16 protein-coding genes are annotated in these 15,869 nt (G+C 68.2%); 9 read left to right on the top strand and 7 right to left on the bottom strand.

Going from position 1 to position 15,869, the window contains the following annotated elements; genetic code table 11:
- Window positions 1–5 precede the first annotated feature (5 nt).
- The 5 genes from cysC to FB471_RS24400 all read right to left on the bottom strand — a co-directional run bounded on the left by cysC (window position 6) and on the right by FB471_RS24400 (window position 6,154).
- Window positions 6–1,829 carry an adenylyl-sulfate kinase gene (gene cysC, locus FB471_RS24420; protein ID WP_142000691.1) on the bottom strand — a complete coding sequence of 608 codons (1,824 nt, stop codon included), beginning with the start codon at window positions 1,827–1,829 and terminating at the stop codon, window positions 6–8.
- Window positions 1,829–2,743, bottom strand: coding sequence for a sulfate adenylyltransferase subunit CysD (gene cysD / locus FB471_RS24415; protein WP_142000690.1), 915 nt, complete (start codon window positions 2,741–2,743; stop codon window positions 1,829–1,831). Before cysD ends, cysC begins: the two co-directional genes overlap by 1 nt.
- A gap of 291 nt (window positions 2,744–3,034) precedes the next feature.
- On the bottom strand, window positions 3,035–3,463 hold the full coding sequence (locus tag FB471_RS24410; RefSeq protein ID WP_211358125.1) for a hypothetical protein: 429 nt from the start codon (window positions 3,461–3,463) through the stop codon (window positions 3,035–3,037).
- Between the two features lie 69 nt (window positions 3,464–3,532).
- Entirely contained in the window at window positions 3,533–4,918 is a 1,386-nt protein-coding gene (gene pcaB, locus FB471_RS24405) for a 3-carboxy-cis,cis-muconate cycloisomerase (RefSeq protein WP_142000689.1), read from the bottom strand.
- A 69-nt stretch (window positions 4,919–4,987) separates the two neighbouring features.
- The gene (locus tag FB471_RS24400; protein WP_246076562.1) at window positions 4,988–6,154 is read right to left on the bottom strand and encodes an MFS transporter; all 1,167 of its coding nucleotides are present in this window, start codon (window positions 6,152–6,154) and stop codon (window positions 4,988–4,990) included.
- Between the two features lie 106 nt (window positions 6,155–6,260).
- Here FB471_RS24400 and FB471_RS24395 point away from each other — a divergent pair, with 106 nt between their 5' ends.
- The 4 genes from FB471_RS24395 to FB471_RS24380 all read left to right on the top strand — a co-directional run bounded on the left by FB471_RS24395 (window position 6,261) and on the right by FB471_RS24380 (window position 10,499).
- Window positions 6,261–7,172 (top strand): LysR family transcriptional regulator, encoded by a 912-nt coding sequence (locus FB471_RS24395; protein WP_142000688.1) that lies wholly within the window; start codon window positions 6,261–6,263, stop codon window positions 7,170–7,172.
- A 72-nt stretch (window positions 7,173–7,244) separates the two neighbouring features.
- Window positions 7,245–7,688 (top strand): helix-turn-helix transcriptional regulator, encoded by a 444-nt coding sequence (locus FB471_RS24390; RefSeq protein ID WP_142000687.1) that lies wholly within the window; start codon window positions 7,245–7,247, stop codon window positions 7,686–7,688.
- Window positions 7,689–7,698: 10 nt separating this feature from the next.
- The gene (locus tag FB471_RS24385; protein WP_211358124.1) at window positions 7,699–8,109 is read left to right on the top strand and encodes a VOC family protein; all 411 of its coding nucleotides are present in this window, start codon (window positions 7,699–7,701) and stop codon (window positions 8,107–8,109) included.
- Window positions 8,110–8,111: 2 nt separating this feature from the next.
- Window positions 8,112–10,499: an ATP-binding cassette domain-containing protein gene (locus FB471_RS24380; protein WP_142000685.1), complete on the top strand. Its 2,388-nt coding sequence runs from the start codon at window positions 8,112–8,114 to the stop codon at window positions 10,497–10,499.
- A gap of 45 nt (window positions 10,500–10,544) precedes the next feature.
- Here FB471_RS24380 and FB471_RS35310 read toward each other — a convergent pair whose 3' ends face one another.
- Together FB471_RS35310 and FB471_RS35305 are read right to left on the bottom strand one after the other, a co-directional pair.
- Window positions 10,545–10,712 carry a hypothetical protein gene (locus FB471_RS35310; RefSeq protein WP_246076561.1) on the bottom strand — a complete coding sequence of 56 codons (168 nt, stop codon included), beginning with the start codon at window positions 10,710–10,712 and terminating at the stop codon, window positions 10,545–10,547.
- Between the two features lie 32 nt (window positions 10,713–10,744).
- Window positions 10,745–11,308 (bottom strand): alpha/beta fold hydrolase, encoded by a 564-nt coding sequence (locus FB471_RS35305; protein ID WP_246076560.1) that lies wholly within the window; start codon window positions 11,306–11,308, stop codon window positions 10,745–10,747.
- Between the two features lie 331 nt (window positions 11,309–11,639).
- On the opposite strand from FB471_RS35305, the gene FB471_RS24370 reads away from it, so the two are divergent.
- The 5 genes from FB471_RS24370 (at window position 11,640) to FB471_RS24350 (ending at window position 15,618) form a co-directional block, all read left to right on the top strand.
- Window positions 11,640–12,095, top strand: coding sequence for a helix-turn-helix domain-containing protein (locus FB471_RS24370; RefSeq protein WP_142000684.1), 456 nt, complete (start codon window positions 11,640–11,642; stop codon window positions 12,093–12,095).
- Complete coding sequence (locus FB471_RS24365; protein WP_142000683.1) at window positions 12,095–12,844, top strand: DUF2637 domain-containing protein; 750 nt, start codon at window positions 12,095–12,097, stop codon at window positions 12,842–12,844. Before FB471_RS24370 ends, FB471_RS24365 begins: the two co-directional genes overlap by 1 nt.
- 691 nt (window positions 12,845–13,535) lie before the next feature.
- Window positions 13,536–14,192 carry a cysteine hydrolase family protein gene (locus FB471_RS24360; protein ID WP_246076559.1) on the top strand — a complete coding sequence of 219 codons (657 nt, stop codon included), beginning with the start codon at window positions 13,536–13,538 and terminating at the stop codon, window positions 14,190–14,192.
- Between the two features lie 248 nt (window positions 14,193–14,440).
- A complete protein-coding gene (locus tag FB471_RS24355; protein WP_246076558.1) occupies window positions 14,441–14,791 on the top strand; it encodes a hypothetical protein in 351 nt (116 codons plus the stop codon).
- Between the two features lie 14 nt (window positions 14,792–14,805).
- Window positions 14,806–15,618, top strand: a complete 813-nt coding sequence (locus FB471_RS24350; RefSeq protein WP_142000680.1) for a tetratricopeptide repeat protein — start codon at window positions 14,806–14,808, stop codon at window positions 15,616–15,618.
- Window positions 15,619–15,869: the final 251 nt, after the last annotated feature.

The following is a 15,869-nucleotide window of genomic DNA, read 5'->3' as shown; positions in this document are numbered from 1 at the left end:
GCCGGTCACTCGTCGAGATAAGCCAGTACGGAGGCGGCCAGCGCCGCCGGATCGCCCGCGGAATGCCGCAGCACCAGCTCCGGCCGGGCGGGCGCCTCGTACGGCGCGTCCACCCCGGTGAGGTCCCGGATCGCGCCCGCGCGCGCCTTCGCGTACAACCCCTTGGGATCGCGGGCTTCGCAGACCGCGAGCGGGGTGTCCACGAATATCTCCACAAAGGAGATTCCGGCCTCCTCGTGTGCCGCCCGTACCTGGTCGCGGTCCGCCGCGTACGGGCTGATCGACGACACGATCGCGATGTTGCCCGCGTCGGCGAAAAGCCGCGCCACCGCGCCGACCCTGCGAACGTTCTCGGCGCGGTCGGCGGGGTCGAAGCCGAGATCGGCGTTCAAGCCGTGTCGGAGGTTGTCCCCGTCGAGCACGTAGGCGGGGCGACCGGAGGCGACCAGCCGCCGCTCCAGCTCGACCGCCACGGTCGACTTACCGGAGCCGGACAGGCCGGTCAGCCACAGCGTCAGCCCCCTGGTCGCGCGTTGCTCACGGGTGACCGCGGTCGCGTGCCACGCCACGTTCGCGTGCGTCACGCGCGGACCGATGATCATTCCGGCCGCCACCGTGTTGTTCGTGGCCTCGTCGATCAGCACGAAGCAGCCGGTGTCACGGTTGCGCCGGTAGGGGTCGAACAGCAGCGGCGACTGGGTGCGCAGCCGGATACGACCGATCTCGTTGAGCGACAGCGAGGAAGCCGACTCGTCCCGGTGCAGGGTGTTGATGTCGAGCCGGTAGTCCAGCTCGCGCACGGAGCCCCGGACGAGACGGGAGGTGTGCTGGACGGCATACCTGGCACCCGGGCTCAACGCGGACTGCTCGGTCAGCCAACACACCATCGCGTCGATGTCCTGCCCGGTGTGCGGGCGGTTGCCCGGCCGGCAGATCAGGTCACCCCGGCCCACGTCCACATGGTCGGCCAGTTCGACGGTCACCGCCTGGGGTGGGAAGGCCTCCGCGACCGCGGAACCGCCGGGACCCCAGATGGCCGTGACGCGCGAGGTGAACCCGGCGGGCAGCACCGCGACCTCGTCGCCGGTCTTCAGCACCCCACCGGACATGCTGCCGGAGTACCCGCGGAAGTCCTGGTCGGCCCGGATCACGTACTGCACGGGGAGCCGGACGTCGATCAGGTTCTGGTCGGATGCGACGTGCACCCGCTCCAGGTGTTGCAGCAGCGACGTGCCCTCGTACCACGGCATCTCCGCGCTCCGGTTCACCACGTTGTCCCCGTTCAGCGCGGACATCGGGATGAAGGTGAGGTCGGGGATCTCGAGCTTCATCGCGAACCGGCGGAACTCCTCGCGGATCTCCTCGAAACGCTCCCGCGACCAGTCGACGAGATCCATCTTGTTGACGCACACCACGAGGTGTGTCAACCCCAGCAGGGACGAGATGAACGCGTGCCGCCGGGACTGTTCGAGCACGCCCTTGCGCGCGTCGACCAGGATCAACGCCAGGTCGGCCGTGGAAGCCCCGGTCACCATGTTCCGGGTGTACTGCAGGTGGCCGGGGGTGTCGGCGATGATGAACTTGCGCCTGGGCGTGGCGAAATAGCGGTACGCCACGTCGATGGTGATGCCCTGCTCGCGTTCCGCCCGCAGGCCGTCGGTCAGCAGGGCGAGGTTCGGGGTCTCCTCGTTGCGTTCCGCGCTGGTGCGCTCCACCGCGGCCAGCTGGTCGGTGAGGATCGACTTGGAGTCGAAGAGAAGCCTGCCGATGAGCGTGGACTTGCCGTCGTCGACACTGCCCGCCGTGGCTATCCGGACTAGCGGTCCCATCAGAAGTAGCCCTCCTTCTTGCGGTCTTCCATACCCGCTTCGGAAATCCGGTCGTCCGCGCGGGTCGCGCCGCGCTCGGTGACCCTGGTCGCCGCGATCTCGGCGACCACCTCGTCCGGCGTCGCCGCGCCCGACTCCACGCACCCGGTGCAGGTGGCGTCCCCGACGGTGCGGAAGCGAACCAGCGTCTCGGTCGGTTCCTCGCCGTCCAGCAGGGTGAGGAATCCGGTGTGCGCCAGCAGCATCCCGTCCCGGTGGATCACCGGGCGGCGGTGCGCGTAGTAGATGGACGGCAGCTCGATCCCCTCGTCCCGGATGTACTGCCAGACATCCAGCTCGGTCCAGTTGGAAAGCGGGAACACCCTGATGTGCTCCCCCTTGCGGTGCCTGCCGTTGAACAGGTTCCACAACTCGGGGCGCTGGCTACGCGGATCCCACTGGCCGAACTCGTCGCGGAAGCTGAACACCCGCTCCTTCGCCCGCGCCTTCTCCTCGTCCCGCCGGGCACCCCCGAACACGGCGGTGAACCCGTGCTGCGCGATGCCCCGCAGCAGCGCGGTGGTCTGCAGCCGGTTGCGGCTGGCCCGCGGTCCGGTCTCCTCGACCACCCGACCGGCGTCGATGTCCTCCTGCACGCTGCTGACGACCAGCCGGATGCCGTACCGCTCGACGGCGCGATCGCGAAACTCGATCACCTCGTCGAAGTTGTGGCCGGTGTCGACGTGCATCACGGGGAACGGCAGCGGTCCCGGCCAGAACGCCTTGGCCGCGAGATGCAGCATCACCACGGAGTCCTTGCCACCGGAGAACAGCAACGCCGGCTTCTCGAAGGTCGCGGCGACCTCCCGGAAGATGTGGACCGCTTCCGCTTCGAGCATCCCCAGGTGCGTGAGCTCGTACGTGGTCGTCACCATTTATCCACCCTTCGAGGCAAGAAGAAAACTGCATGCACAACCGAGTGCGGCGGCACCGAAAGAAAAGTGACGCCACGGCGTGCCCTTGCCGACAAGTCCCCCTGTTTCGGTCAATGACGATCGTGCCCGATTTGACTGGACCCACGCTCGCGATAACCTTGAATTCGGTTTTTATGAATTTCTCACATCGTCGGCATCAACCCGTGACCCGCCGACATTCGGGCACACACGACTACGCCCGCACGGCGATGGCTGCCGTGCGGGCGTTGGGCCGCCACTACCGGGGCGCCCTCAGGGATCGAGCTTCAACGTCCCGTAGCTGTTGTTGTAGACCTTGCCCTTGATGGGGTGGGTGAACTTCAACGCGGTCCACGTCGAGTCCACGCTCAGGCACTTGCTCTCGGCGAGGCCGTGGTTGTAGCAGATGTTGATGACGATCTTGAGGTTGAGATCGGTCCCCAGTTTCCTGCCCTTCGGCCAGGAGACCCACAGGGATCCCTTCGGCGCCAGGTGCGGCTTGAGCCTGGGAAAGAGGTCGTCGAGCTCCGCCTGACTCTTCACGAAAAGGTGAATGTAGTCGAACTCGCCTTCCAGGCTCGACCCCACCGAGATTTCGGGTGGATCAACCGCCTCGATCGCCTCGGCGGGCGCGTTCATGAAAAATGCGCGCGCGCCTTCCTTAATGCCCATTTTCTTGGCGACAAGTCCGGCCATCAGCACGATCCTCCATGAAGTAATCCCTGTGCTTCTCGGCCAGAATAGCAGCCGGTAATCGAGCGCGCCTTGAATTCACCCGCCCGCGGGCGGCGTCCGGCTCCGGTACCCGGCGAGCGCCCGGTCCACCAGCTCCGCCGCGATCCCGGGGTATCCCGTCGGATCGAGCAGCGCGGCCACCTCCTCGGCGGGCAGCTCGTGCCCGGCAAGGGCGGGATGGGCGGCCACGGCCTCGGCGAGCGGGCCGTCCGCGGCGGTGGCCTCGGTGAGCAGCCGCTTGGCGGGGCCCTTGCCGATCCTGCCTGCCAGCACCGCGCTCAGGCGTTCGGACACCACCGCCCCGCCGGTCGCGGACAGGTTGGCGGCCATCCGCTCCGGGAACACCCGCAGGCCGTCCAGCAGCAGGGCGGCGTTGCGGGACGCTCCGGCGGTGCTGCGCAGGGCCTCGCGCAGGGGCTGCCACTCGGCGTGCCAGCCGCCCGCGGACCGCTCGTCCTCGGCCGACATGGACTGGAACAGCACCTGCGCCAGCGGCGGTAGCTGGCGCGCGGCGGTGGTGATGAGCGTGGCGAACACGGGGTTGCGCTTCTGCGGCATCGCCGAGGAGGCACCCCGGCCGGGCTCGGTCGGTTCGGCTACCTCCCCGACCTCGGTCCTGCCGAGCACAAGCACGTCCGCGGCCAGCTTGCCGAGCGTGCCGGTGACCACGGACAGCGCCGCCGCGACATCGGCGAGCGGTGCGCGCATGCCGTGCCAGGGGAGCGTGGGTTCGGCCAGCCCGAGCCGCCGCGCCAGTGCCCCCGGCAGGGCGACCGTGCTGCCCGGTACGCCATGGAGGACCGCATACTGCTCGTAGGCGGCGAGGGTGCCGCCCGCGCCGCCGAGAGAGACCGGCAACGATCGCCGCGCGGCGTCGACCCGCTCACCGGCCGCGAGGACCCCGCTGAGCCATCCGGCCGCCTTGAGGCCGAAGGTCGTGGGGACGGCGTGCTGCGTCAGCGTGCGGGCCACCATCGGGGTGTCCCGGTGTCTCCGGGCGAGCCCGGCGAGGGAGGCCGCGCAGTCCTCGAGGTCCGCGCCGACCCGCTCCAGCACGGACCGGCAGACCAGCATCAGCGCGGTGTCCAGGATGTCCTGGCTGGTGCTGCCCCGGTGCACGTACTCGGCCGCTTCGGCGTCCACCTCCGCCACCGCGGCGGTGAACTGGCCGACGAAGGCCACCACGGGGTTGGCGGTGTCCCGCACCCCCTCGGCCAGCGCCGGAAGGTCGAACGTGTCCGCACCGGCGGCCGCCTCGATGGCCCGCACCGCCGATCCGGGGACCACGCCGAGCTCGGCCTGCGCCCGGGCGAGGGCCACCTCGACCTCGACCATGGCGCGCAACACCGCGAGGTCGTCGACCAGGTCGGCGGAGCCGGTCGCGGCCCAGGCGGGGGCCAGCAGGCCATGGTCCACTGCCATCGGGTACTCCTCATGGGCCGGGTCCGGGCGGCGGCTCGCGCGGCCGCGGCGGCGATCGAGTGCACGGTATCAGCCGGAACGCCGGGGACACGGCCGCTCAGCGGGCCGAACCGAGACCACGGCCGCGGCGTTCAGCGGCACGAGCACGGCGACAGCGGCGGTGACACACAAGGTCGCCGTCATCAGGGAATGTCCGAGCGTGATCAGACCGATGGCGATGGCCGGGCATCCGGCACCGAGATAGAAGGCGAGATACAGCGCACCGGTGACGGCACCGCGCCGGTCCGGTGGGGTGCCGCGCTCCATGGCCGCGACGGCACCACCGTAGGCGAGCCCGTGCCCCGCGCCGGCGATCACCGCCGCGAGCAGGGTCAGCGACGGCCGACCGCCGAGGCTCAGTGCCAGCACCACGACGCTGCCCGACAGCGCCGCCAGCCCGGCAAGCTGCGCATACCGGGGACCGACCCGAGGCACGACGGGTTGCGCCAGCACGGAACACACCAACACGGCACCCAGCACACCGCCGGTGACGGCGAGGTTGGTGTGCGCCGCCCGGTCGAGCAGCGCCGGGATGACCGAGAGGAAGAGACCGGCCACCGCCCAGGCGAGAAACCCGGTCAGCGCGGCGGTGGCGAACAGCGGTCGGGCACCGGCCGGAACGCGGGGGCGGGTGGGGATCCATCGCCGTGCCCGCGGCGCGGACGGCGCGGGCAGGGCCGAGACAGCTCGCCACCCGAACCACAGCAGCACCAGGTGCAGGACGAACGGCAGCACCAGCGGCGCCGGCGCGTACTGCGCCAGCAGGCCACCGGCGATCGGACCGATGGCGGTGCCTGCCACGAATGCCGTGCTGGCCGGCACGGTCCCGCCGCCCCCTTTCGACCCACCCGCGTGCTGACCGATCAGCGCACTCGCCGCTCCGGTGGCCGCACCCAGCGCGATCCCTTGCGCGGCCCGCCCGACCACGAGCCACATCGTCCCGGAGGCGACAGCGAAGCAAGCGGTGCCGACCGCGGCGGCCACGACGGCGGCTCGCAGGACCGTCCGGGGACCCAGCGCATCCGACGCGGACCCGCACAGCAGCAGCGCCGGCGCGCTGACCAGCGCGAACGTCGCGTAGATGACGGTCATGGTCAGGTCGCTGAACCCGATGGCCCCCTGATAGCCCGGGTACAGGGGGCTCGGCAGGTAGGCCCCGGCGGTGAGCACGACCACGACGTAGATCCCCGTGCGCACGGCAGGTGCGCCAGAACGCTTCCTCAACATCACGCCACACAGCCTGGCGCCCCCGAACCATGAACAGAATCAAACGTTTCTCGAGTAGATCGTGCAAAATATCCGCATGCTCGACTCCAAGCTCACGGTGCTGCAGGCGGTCGCGCACCACGGCACGGTCACCGCCGCGGCGGCGGCGCTGCATTACACCCCGTCGGCGGTGTCCTACCGGCTGCGTCAGCTCGCCGACGAACTCGGCGTCGAACTGGTGGCCCAAGCCGGCCGCGGTATCCAACTCACCACCGCGGCCCGCACCGTGCTGCGCTATGCCGAGGTACTGCGGGCCCAGGCCGAACGCGCCTACGCCGAGCTCGCCGCGGCGAGCGACGAACCCAGCGGCCCGTTCACGCTGTGCGGCTTTTCCACTGCCGCGACCCACCTGCTGCCCGCGGCGGCCGCCGCACTTCGGGACCGCTATCCCCACGTACGTGTCCGGGTGATCGAAGCCGAACCCACGCGCTGCTTCGACCTGCTGCTGGCCGGAGACGCCGACCTCGCCCTGGTGATCAGTACCGCAGGCACACCACCCACGGCAGACGAACGCTTCGCGCAGCAACCGCTACTCGACGACCCGCTGGACCTGGTCGTAGCCGACCAGCACCACCTGACCCACCAGCCCCTCGTCACCCTCGCCGACGCCGCCAACGAGCCGTGGATCCTCGGCCGCCCGGGGAGCACCTATCACCACCTGGTACTGAACGCGTGCATGGCGGCAGGCTTCACCCCGAACATCGCCCACTACGCCGACGAGTGGGACACCGGAACAGCCTTGGTGGCCCACGGCTTCGGCATCATCCTCGTGCCCCGGCTCGCCCGGCTGCACGAGTGGCCCGTCGTACGCATCCCGCTGCGCGGCGAACCCGCCCCCGCCCGCCGCATCCTCGCCGCGACCCGGCGCGGCCGCCATGACCACCCGGTGGTCGCCACCGCACTGTCCACAATCACCGCCACCGCCACAGCCCTCCTCCCCTCACCCTGAGAGGCGGCGAGGTGGCGAGGTGGGGCGCGCTCATTCCGCTGCGCGCCCGGCCGGATGTGGCACGATCACGAGGTGACCAGCAAGCCCGCCGCGGCGCAGCGACTGAGCGACCTCGCACGGTTGCGCCGCGTTCGCGACCGGATCGACCGGGAGTACGCCAAACCGTTGGACGTCGAGGCGCTCGCCCGCGGCGTGAACATGTCGGCGGGGCATCTCAGCCGCCAGTTCCGCGGCGCCTACGGCGAGTCGCCGTACAGCTACCTGATGACCCGGCGCATCGAGCGCGCGATGACACTGCTGCGCCGCGGCGATCTCAACGTCACCGAGGCCTGTTTCGCGGTCGGCTGCTCCTCGCTGGGCACCTTCAGCAGTCGCTTCACCGAACTGGTGGGTATGCCGCCCAGCGCCTACCAGCGCCAGTCGGCACGCGCGACGGCGGGAATGCCGCCGTGCGTGGCCAAACAGGTGACCAGACCGATCAGGAATCGAGAAGCGTCGGCCTCGAAGCGCACTTAGAGTGACCGCCATGGACATCACCATTCACCACGCCTTCCTCCCGCACGACGACCCGGACGCCTCCCTGGCCTTCTACCGCGACGCCCTCGGTTTCGAGGTCCGCAACGACGTCGAGTACGGCGGGCTGCACTGGATCACCGTCGGCCCCGCCAACCAGCCGGACATGTCCATCGTCCTGACACCACCCGGCGTCGACCCCGGCATCACCGAGGACGAGCGCCGCACCATCGGCGAGATGATGGCCAAGGGAACCTACGCGGGCATCAACCTGGCCACCGCCGACCTCGACGGCACCTTCGAGCGGCTGCAGGCCGGCGACGTCGAGGTCGTCCAGGAGCCGACCGATCAGCCCTACGGCGTGCGCGACTGCGCCTTTCGCGATCCCGCGGGCAACATGATCCGTATCTTCGAGGTCCGCTGAGCATGGCCAGGAAGACGGCGGACACGCGGTCGCCCGTGGCGCACGTCGCCGACAGTCACGACCTGATCCGCGTGCACGGCGCGCGCGAGAACAACCTCTCCGACGTCGACGTCGAGATCCCGAAGCGCAGGCTGACGGTGTTCACCGGCGTCTCCGGCTCGGGCAAGAGCTCGCTGGTGTTCAGCACCATCGCGGCCGAGTCGCAACGGATGATCAACGAGACGTACAGCGCGTTCGTGCAGGGCTTCATGCCGACGCTGGCGCGGCCCGATGTCGACGTACTGGACGGGTTGACCACCGCGATCATCGTCGACCAGCAGCGGATGGGTGCCGACCCCCGTTCCACTGTCGGCACCGCCACCGATGCCAACGCGATGCTGCGCATCCTCTTCAGCCGGCTCGGGCGGCCGCACATCGGTTCGCCCCAGGCGTTTTCCTTCAACGTGGCCTCGATCAGCGGGGCGGGCGCGGTCACCCTCGAGCGTGGCGGGAAGACGGTGAAGGAACGGCGCAGCTTCAGCGTCACCGGCGGTATGTGTCCGCGTTGCGAGGGTCGGGGCGCTGTCTCCGACATCGACCTCACCCAGCTCTACGACGACTCCAAGTCGCTCAACGAGGGTGCGCTCACGATCCCCGGTTACAGCATGGAGGGCTGGTACGGCCGGATCTTCCGCGGCTGCGGCTTTTTCGATCCGGACAAGCCGATCCGCAAGTACACCAAGAAGGAGATGCACGACCTGCTCCACCGGGAGGCGACCAAGATCAAGGTCGACGGAGTCAACCTGACGTATGCGGGGTTGATCCCGACGATCCAGAAGTCGATGCTGTCCAAGGACAGGGAGGCGATGCAGCCGCACATCCGGGCGTTCGTGGAGCGGGCGGTCACCTTCACCTCCTGTCCCGGCTGCGAAGGCACCCGGCTGAGTGAGGCGGCGCGGTCGTCGAAGATCGAGGGGATCAACATCGCCGACGCCTGCGCGATGCAGATCAGCGACCTCGCCGACTGGGTGCGTGGTCTGGACGCGCCGTCGGTGGCGCCGCTGCTGGGCACGCTGCGACACACGCTCGAGTCGTTCGTGGAGATCGGGCTGGGCTACCTCTCGCTGGACCGACCCTCGGGCACGCTCTCGGGCGGCGAGGCGCAGCGCACCAAGATGATCCGCCACCTCGGCTCCTCGCTGACCGACGTCACCTACGTCTTCGACGAACCCACCATCGGCCTGCACCCGCACGACATCCAGCGGATGAACAACCTGCTGCTGCGGCTGCGGGACAAGGGCAACACGGTGCTGGTCGTGGAGCACAAGCCGGAGACGATCGCGTTCGCCGACCACGTCGTCGACCTCGGCCCCGGTGCCGGTACTGCGGGCGGCACCGTCTGTTTCGAGGGCACCGTCGAGGGGCTACGGGCCAGCGGCACCGTCACCGGACGGCATCTCGACGACCGGGCCTCGCTCAAGGACACGGTGCGCGCCCCCACCGGCACGCTGGAGATCCGCGGCGCCACCGCCAACAACCTCCAGGATGTCGACGTCGACATCCCCCTCGGGGTGCTGTGCGTGGTCACCGGCGTCGCTGGCTCCGGCAAGAGCTCACTGATCCACGGGTCCGTCCCCGCCTCGTCGGGTGTGGTGGCGGTCGACCAGACAGCGATCAAGGGCTCGCGACGCAGCAACCCGGCCACCTACACCGGACTGCTGGACCCCATCCGCAAGGCCTTCGCCAAGGCCAACGGCGTGAAACCGGCCCTGTTCAGCGCCAACTCCGAGGGCGCCTGCCCGGCCTGCAACGGCGCCGGCGTCCTTTACACCGATCTGGCCATGATGGCCGGCATCGCCACCACCTGCGAGGAATGCGAGGGGAAACGCTTCCAGGCCGCGGTACTGGACCACCACCTCGCCGGCCGCGACATCAGCGAGGTGCTCGCGATGTCGGTATCCGAGGCGGAGGAGTTCTTCGGCACCGGCGAGGCACGCAACCCCGCCGCACACAGGATCCTCGACCGGCTCACCGACGTCGGACTGGGATACCTCACCATCGGCCAGCCACTCACCACCCTCTCCGGGGGTGAGCGGCAGCGCCTCAAACTGGCCACCCACATGGGCGACAAGGGCGGCGTCTACGTGCTCGACGAACCCACCACCGGCCTGCACCTTGCCGATGTGGAACACCTGCTCGCGCTGCTCGACCGGCTCGTCGACTCCGGCAAGTCGGTGATCGTCATCGAGCACCACCAGGCCGTCATGGCGCATGCCGACTGGATCATCGACCTCGGCCCCGGAGCGGGCCACGACGGCGGCCGGATCGTCTTCGAGGGCACACCCACCGACCTCGTCACCACCCGTCCCACCCTCACCGGCGAGCACCTCGCGGCCTACATCGGCACCTGACCGACCGGGTAGGACGGGCGCGCAGCACCGCCGCCGCCGTCGTCGTCACGGCCGCCCCGGAACCCGCCGATCCGCCGATCGAGCGGTGGGACCGGTGCTCGCGGGGTTGCCTCTGGCGAGTCGCACGACCGCGTCGGTGATCGCGTTCGGCGCTTCTTCCGGCACCCAGTGGCTGACCCCGGGCAGTACGACGAGTTCGAAGTCGCCGGTCACCCAGTGCCGGGTGAGCTCGGCTCCGCGCCGGTTCAGGGCGGCGTCCTGGTCGCTCCAGATGTGGACGGTCGGTACGCCGACCTTCCGGCGCAGGCCGGCGGGGAGGCGAACGGCATGCCGCGGTACCAGTTCAGCGCACCGGTCAGCGCTTCCGTGTCGATGACCTCTCGGCGGGAGACCGCGGTCTGGGAGGGTGTCATTCCGGCACGGCTGAACACCGCGGAGGTCAGCCGTGCGCTGCGGCGTAGGATGAGTTCCGGTAGCACGGGGATCTGGAAGACGAACATGTACCAGGATCGGGCTGCCTGGTTGCTGGTGAGCATCGACCGCAGGAACGCGCCAGGATGTGGCACGGACACCGTGGTGAGTGTGCGCACCAGGTCGGGCCTGGCCGCGGCCAGCGACCACGCGACCGCCGCGCCCCAGTCGTGGCCGACGAGGTGTACCGGCCTGCCGACTTCGGTGAGCAGCGCGACGACGTCCTCGACAAGGGCGCTGTTCCGGTAGGCCCACCGCCCTCGAGGCCGGGCCCGGGGGGAGTAACCACGCTGATCCGGTGTGAGCGTACGGAAACCCTCGCGGTGCAGCTCGCTCACGACGGTAGCCCACGAGGTCGAGGTCTGCGGGAACCCATGAAGCAGAACGACGATCTCGCCGTCTACCGGACCGCGGTCGACCACGTTGAAGACGTGCTTGCCGTTTCGGAACGCGGACAGACGCATACCGCATAGCTCCCGTGGTCGACGGCGCCATCGATTACATGTTACTGGAAGTAACGACTATGACGCCGCCAGCGGGCGAGTATCGCAAGACGCACGTACCTGGAGGCCGAGAAGATCGGCACTGACGGCGTGGACGAGCCGGCCGTCCCCGCTTCACCAGCGGAAACGGCCGCGGAAGGAGCGGCTCGCACAATGACAGGGTTCGGTGGACCTTGGGGGAGCTTATTACAACCCGAAAGACCAGGTCAGCGCACTGGAAACACTGCGCCGAAAGCTGCCTGACCTGGACACGCCACCCCAGCCGACACCGAAGCGACCACGGCCGGGCCGCGCCCGGCACCTCGACGACGCCCACATCCAGCAACTGATCGCCGGCTACCTGTCCGGCTCAACCGTCTACGAGCTGGCAGAGCAGTTCAAGATCGGCCGCAACACCGTCTGCCGGATCCTGCGCCGCCACCACGTACCCATGCGCCGACGCGGCCTCACCCCCGAACAAGTTACCGAGGCAGTTCAGCTGTACCACCAGGGGTGGACTCCACCGCGCATCGGTCAGCGCATGGGCGTCGACGCCGTCACTATTCGCCGTCGGCTACGCGAACACGGCCTCACCATCCGAAACACCCAACAACCGGACCGGCGTCAGGCAGGTGAGGGCTGATGACCACCCCAGCGGTCACCTCCAGCCCCCGTCCTGACCGAGCGTTGCATCTGCAATGCGCCTGCACACTTCTCGTCGCCGTAGGCGCGGCGTACGTCTCCTACCAGCACGGACACGACTTTGCCCTGCGTTTTGGCGCCGACCAAACCACCGCGACCCTCTGGCCCCTTATCGTCGACGGCCTCCTCACCACGGCCACCATTGAGCTGTGGAAATCCCGTCGCGACACCACCAGTCCATGGAAAGCCTGGCTCGCCTTCAGCCTCGGGATCGCGCTGTCGCTATGCGCCAACATCGCCTCAGCACCCCACCTCAACCCCCTCGCCATTGCCGTGGCCGCCACCCCACCACTGGCACTACTACTGGCCGTCGAACTCCTTAACCACGCGCTCAAACGCCGGCACGACCACCAACCCGAGAACAAGAAGCCCACGATCGAACCGCAGCAACACCCAGCAACCTGGAACAGCAGCCCAGACGAGGAAGTATCAGCTCTCCCCATCCAGCCCAGCAGCAAGCCCGGACCCACAACCAATGACAACGGCCTGTACAACGGCGGGCAGAAAGCACTCAGCGACCCATTGGCGAACGAAGCCTTCCGACTCGACGCCGAACACAGGCGCATACACCAACGCCCCATCTCCGCCGATGCCCTACGCCGCAACCTCAGCATCGGCTCACGCCGAGCACGCACACTCACACACCAGATCCGACAACAGCACAGTCCCGCACCATCGACAGCAGCGTGATAGTCACTGCAGCGGAGCACCATCGGTGGTACCACGATGAAGGCGCCGGCGGTGGCAATCACCCAGCCCTGGCCGCTGCCACGGGTGATTTCGAACGGGCCGTCCGTCTGTCGGTTCCGGCAGTCATAGGGGTTCATTCGTATCTGGTCAGTGGTGCGCCGTGGCGGCCGAGGATAATCAACCCGGCCGCGGCCAGCTCGCGCAGCTCACGGCCCATCTCCTCACCGACCTGTGCCGGCGCCGCTAGTGTCGGTCGGCTGGCACAGTCAGCGGTGGCGCTTAGGAGGTAGGGCAGGAACAGCTGCTAGAGGGCCTCAGCGTGGTAGTGGTCCCAGCCGACACCGGAACCGACACCGCCGTGGACCGCGAGCAGCATTACTGGAGGCCGCCGAGCGTGCCGAGCAGGTTATCCAACTGCCTTGCGGAGCATCGTCGGTGTGATCGGGTTGGCAGCGCTATGGCTCCCGGTAGTCATGTCAGTGGCTGACTCGGATTCCGCTGACGGCCGGATAGCGGGGCGACATCTGGTAATGCCGGGGTGGTTGTACGTATCAATGGATGCAACGGCCTGAGAACCTGGGCCGACGCCTGCACTCGGAGTGCGGCGGGGGTAGCCCGAGGCGCCCGTCTCGCGCCGTTGCTACCGGTGCAATAGGAAAGGGGCCGAGGGATGCCGGCTACGGCGTTGTTGATGATCGACATGCAGAATGGGTACCTTGCCGAGGACGGGGTCCGGGACGCGCTCGGCTGGCCCCCGATCTGGCGGTTGGACCAGACGATCGCGGCCTGCGGCGAGTTGCTGACCGCCGCGCGGGACGGTCAGGTTCCGGTGATCTACTCCCGGTCGGTCGGCAGCGCCGCTGGACCGATGGGGGACAACCCGCGTTTTGCGCGACTTATGCAGTACCGCGCTGATCGTTTGCCTCGCATATCTGCTGAACAGCAGGAGTGGAAACGCCAGATCATGGACCCGGTCGCTCCGCAGGCCGGGGACGTTGTCTTGGATAAGACCCGGGCCAGCTTCTTCGATTACACCGAGCTCGAGCCGCTGTTGCGTAACCTCGCCGTGTCCAGGCTGATCGTGGCGGGCCTGCAAACCAACGTGTGCGTCGAGGCCACCGCCCGCGCCGGGCTTGCCCACAACTTCGAGGTCGCTGTCCCGGATGACGCGGTGTCCACCGACGGTCCCGATCTGCACTTTGCCTCGCTCAACTCGATGCGCGTGCTCTACATCGAAATCGCGCCTTGGCAAGAGCTTCTCGCCCCTGACGCCTCCTGGGACCGCGCGTTCACTACCCCCGACTACGGCCGTAATCCCGCGTACTGGACCGACACGACACGTGCTTGATCGATGCGTCATCGCGCGCGTTATAGCGCTAGCTCACATGAGAGCGGCCCTTCGATGCCACCAGGCCCGATGCTCGGATCATGCGTGCGACCCGGCGCGTCAGTCATGCCGGACTTGGCGACCACAGCTCCTTGATCAGGAGCTACGAAAAATAGCTCGGGACCGTCTCGGATACACCTACGGTCTCAGCTACCACTGGGTCTCGCTACGATCTGCCGTTGGCCTCAACTTGACTACGGAAGGTGATCATGAACCCGTGGCTGCAGGCCGGGCTGTCTCTGCTGGTCGGGCTACTCACCGCTGGCGGCGCCCTCTTCGGGGTCCGGCACGCCGTCCGGGGCAATGACCGCGCCACCGAGCAGCGCGACCTCGCCGCACGTCGCGAGGAGTGGTGGCGACGGTTTATCTGGGCCGCCGAACTCGCCCTGGACGAATCCCCAGCGAAGCGGGTGGCCGGGCTGAAGCTGCTGGGCAAGCTCGCCCAGTCCGATCTGGCCCACCGGGATGAGTGCCTGTTGCTCGACGTCTTCCAAGGGCGTGTACTGGACACGTTGCTTGACGACCTTCCCAAACCGGACGAACAGCGGGCAGACCGATGAACCGACCACTCACGGTGACCGAAGAGCAGATCGCGGCCGCGCAACTTCGGATCGTGCTCGACGAAAAGCTGGGACGACAGACAACCGATGACGTGCGCGAGATCGCCGCATCCACTGCGTCCGCTCCACCTGAGCAGCAGACACGTCCTGAGAAGGTCGAAGACAATATCGTTCCTCCGGCAAGCAAGCATTCTCCAGCCGTGACGGCAACCAGCGAGGACGAAACTTCACTCCATGACGTGGTCACAGACGTCCGCAGGAGCATCGAGTCCCACCCTCGCTGGCCGTTCCAGGGCCGACGGGAAGCGATCGAGACGTTCGACGAGATGATCCACAACGTTGGCAAGGCAGTCACATTGGTGTTGCGCGCCAGCGAAGCCAGCGACGCAGGTGACTACGTCCGGGCGGAGCGGCTCTTGCAACAGGCTGTGCATGCCTTCCGCACTATCGGCCGTCGCGGCGAGGGACTGGCCGACATCAACCTTGCGGCGACCTATCAGCTAGACGGACAACACCAGAGGGCTATCAAGCAACTCGATTCGCATATCCGCGGGACCGGACCCATGTGCACAGACGATCGGGGGCGAGCCCACGCTTTACTTGCCCGCTCACGGCTCCACCTGCTGGCGGATCAAGCAGAGTCAGCACGCCACGACGCAGAAGAAGCCCTCAAAGGCTTCCAAGAACTCGAAGACCTCGACGCGCAACTGGCAGCACAGACAATGTTGAGCGAGGTCTACACGCGGCTCGACCAGAGCGAAGAGGCACTCAAGTCAGAGCAACGAGCCACGGAAATCCGCCAGGCCCTCGGGCTGAGCAGCGAATGACCACTCGCCTCCGGGGTGCGGCGGCCCGTCCGGAAACGGCGGATAAGTTCGCCAGATGCCAGCGTTGCGCGTTCGCCCGCCTGCGACGTGCATTTGATCGTGCAGTCTGCAGACACATCTGCCCCGCGCTTGCTGCAAGCGGACGTCACCAGTGCGTTCGGTGCAGCTCAGACTTGCGCGGGCGCCTCGATGCCGCTTGTCTGCTGTCGACGGACGGCACGCGTGGCACGTCACCCATTTGGGTGGTCCTG

The sequence above is a fragment of the Amycolatopsis cihanbeyliensis genome, assembly GCF_006715045.1.
GTDB classification, from domain to species: Bacteria; Actinomycetota; Actinomycetes; order Mycobacteriales; family Pseudonocardiaceae; genus Amycolatopsis; species Amycolatopsis cihanbeyliensis.
The sequence above is the reverse complement of the archived record's forward strand: the minus strand, read 5'-3'. Positions and strand labels throughout refer to the sequence as shown.

What these genes read in the sequence shown, in the direction of transcription:
- cysD (WP_142000690.1), bottom strand. Translation starts at nt 2,743, where the DNA reads ATGGTGACGACCACGTACGAGCTCACGCACCTGGGGATGCTCGAAGCG.
- cysC (WP_142000691.1), bottom strand. Translation starts at nt 1,829, where the DNA reads ATGGGACCGCTAGTCCGGATAGCCACGGCGGGCAGTGTCGACGACGGC.
- FB471_RS24355 (WP_246076558.1), top strand. Translation starts at nt 14,441, where the DNA reads ATGAACCCGTGGCTGCAGGCCGGGCTGTCTCTGCTGGTCGGGCTACTC.
- FB471_RS24395 (WP_142000688.1), top strand. Translation starts at nt 6,261, where the DNA reads ATGCTCGACTCCAAGCTCACGGTGCTGCAGGCGGTCGCGCACCACGGC.
- pcaB (WP_142000689.1), bottom strand. Translation starts at nt 4,918, where the DNA reads ATGGCAGTGGACCATGGCCTGCTGGCCCCCGCCTGGGCCGCGACCGGC.
- FB471_RS24385 (WP_211358124.1), top strand. Translation starts at nt 7,699, where the DNA reads ATGGACATCACCATTCACCACGCCTTCCTCCCGCACGACGACCCGGAC.
- FB471_RS24365 (WP_142000683.1), top strand. Translation starts at nt 12,095, where the DNA reads ATGACCACCCCAGCGGTCACCTCCAGCCCCCGTCCTGACCGAGCGTTG.
- FB471_RS24380 (WP_142000685.1), top strand. Translation starts at nt 8,112, where the DNA reads ATGGCCAGGAAGACGGCGGACACGCGGTCGCCCGTGGCGCACGTCGCC.
- FB471_RS24360 (WP_246076559.1), top strand. Translation starts at nt 13,536, where the DNA reads ATGATCGACATGCAGAATGGGTACCTTGCCGAGGACGGGGTCCGGGAC.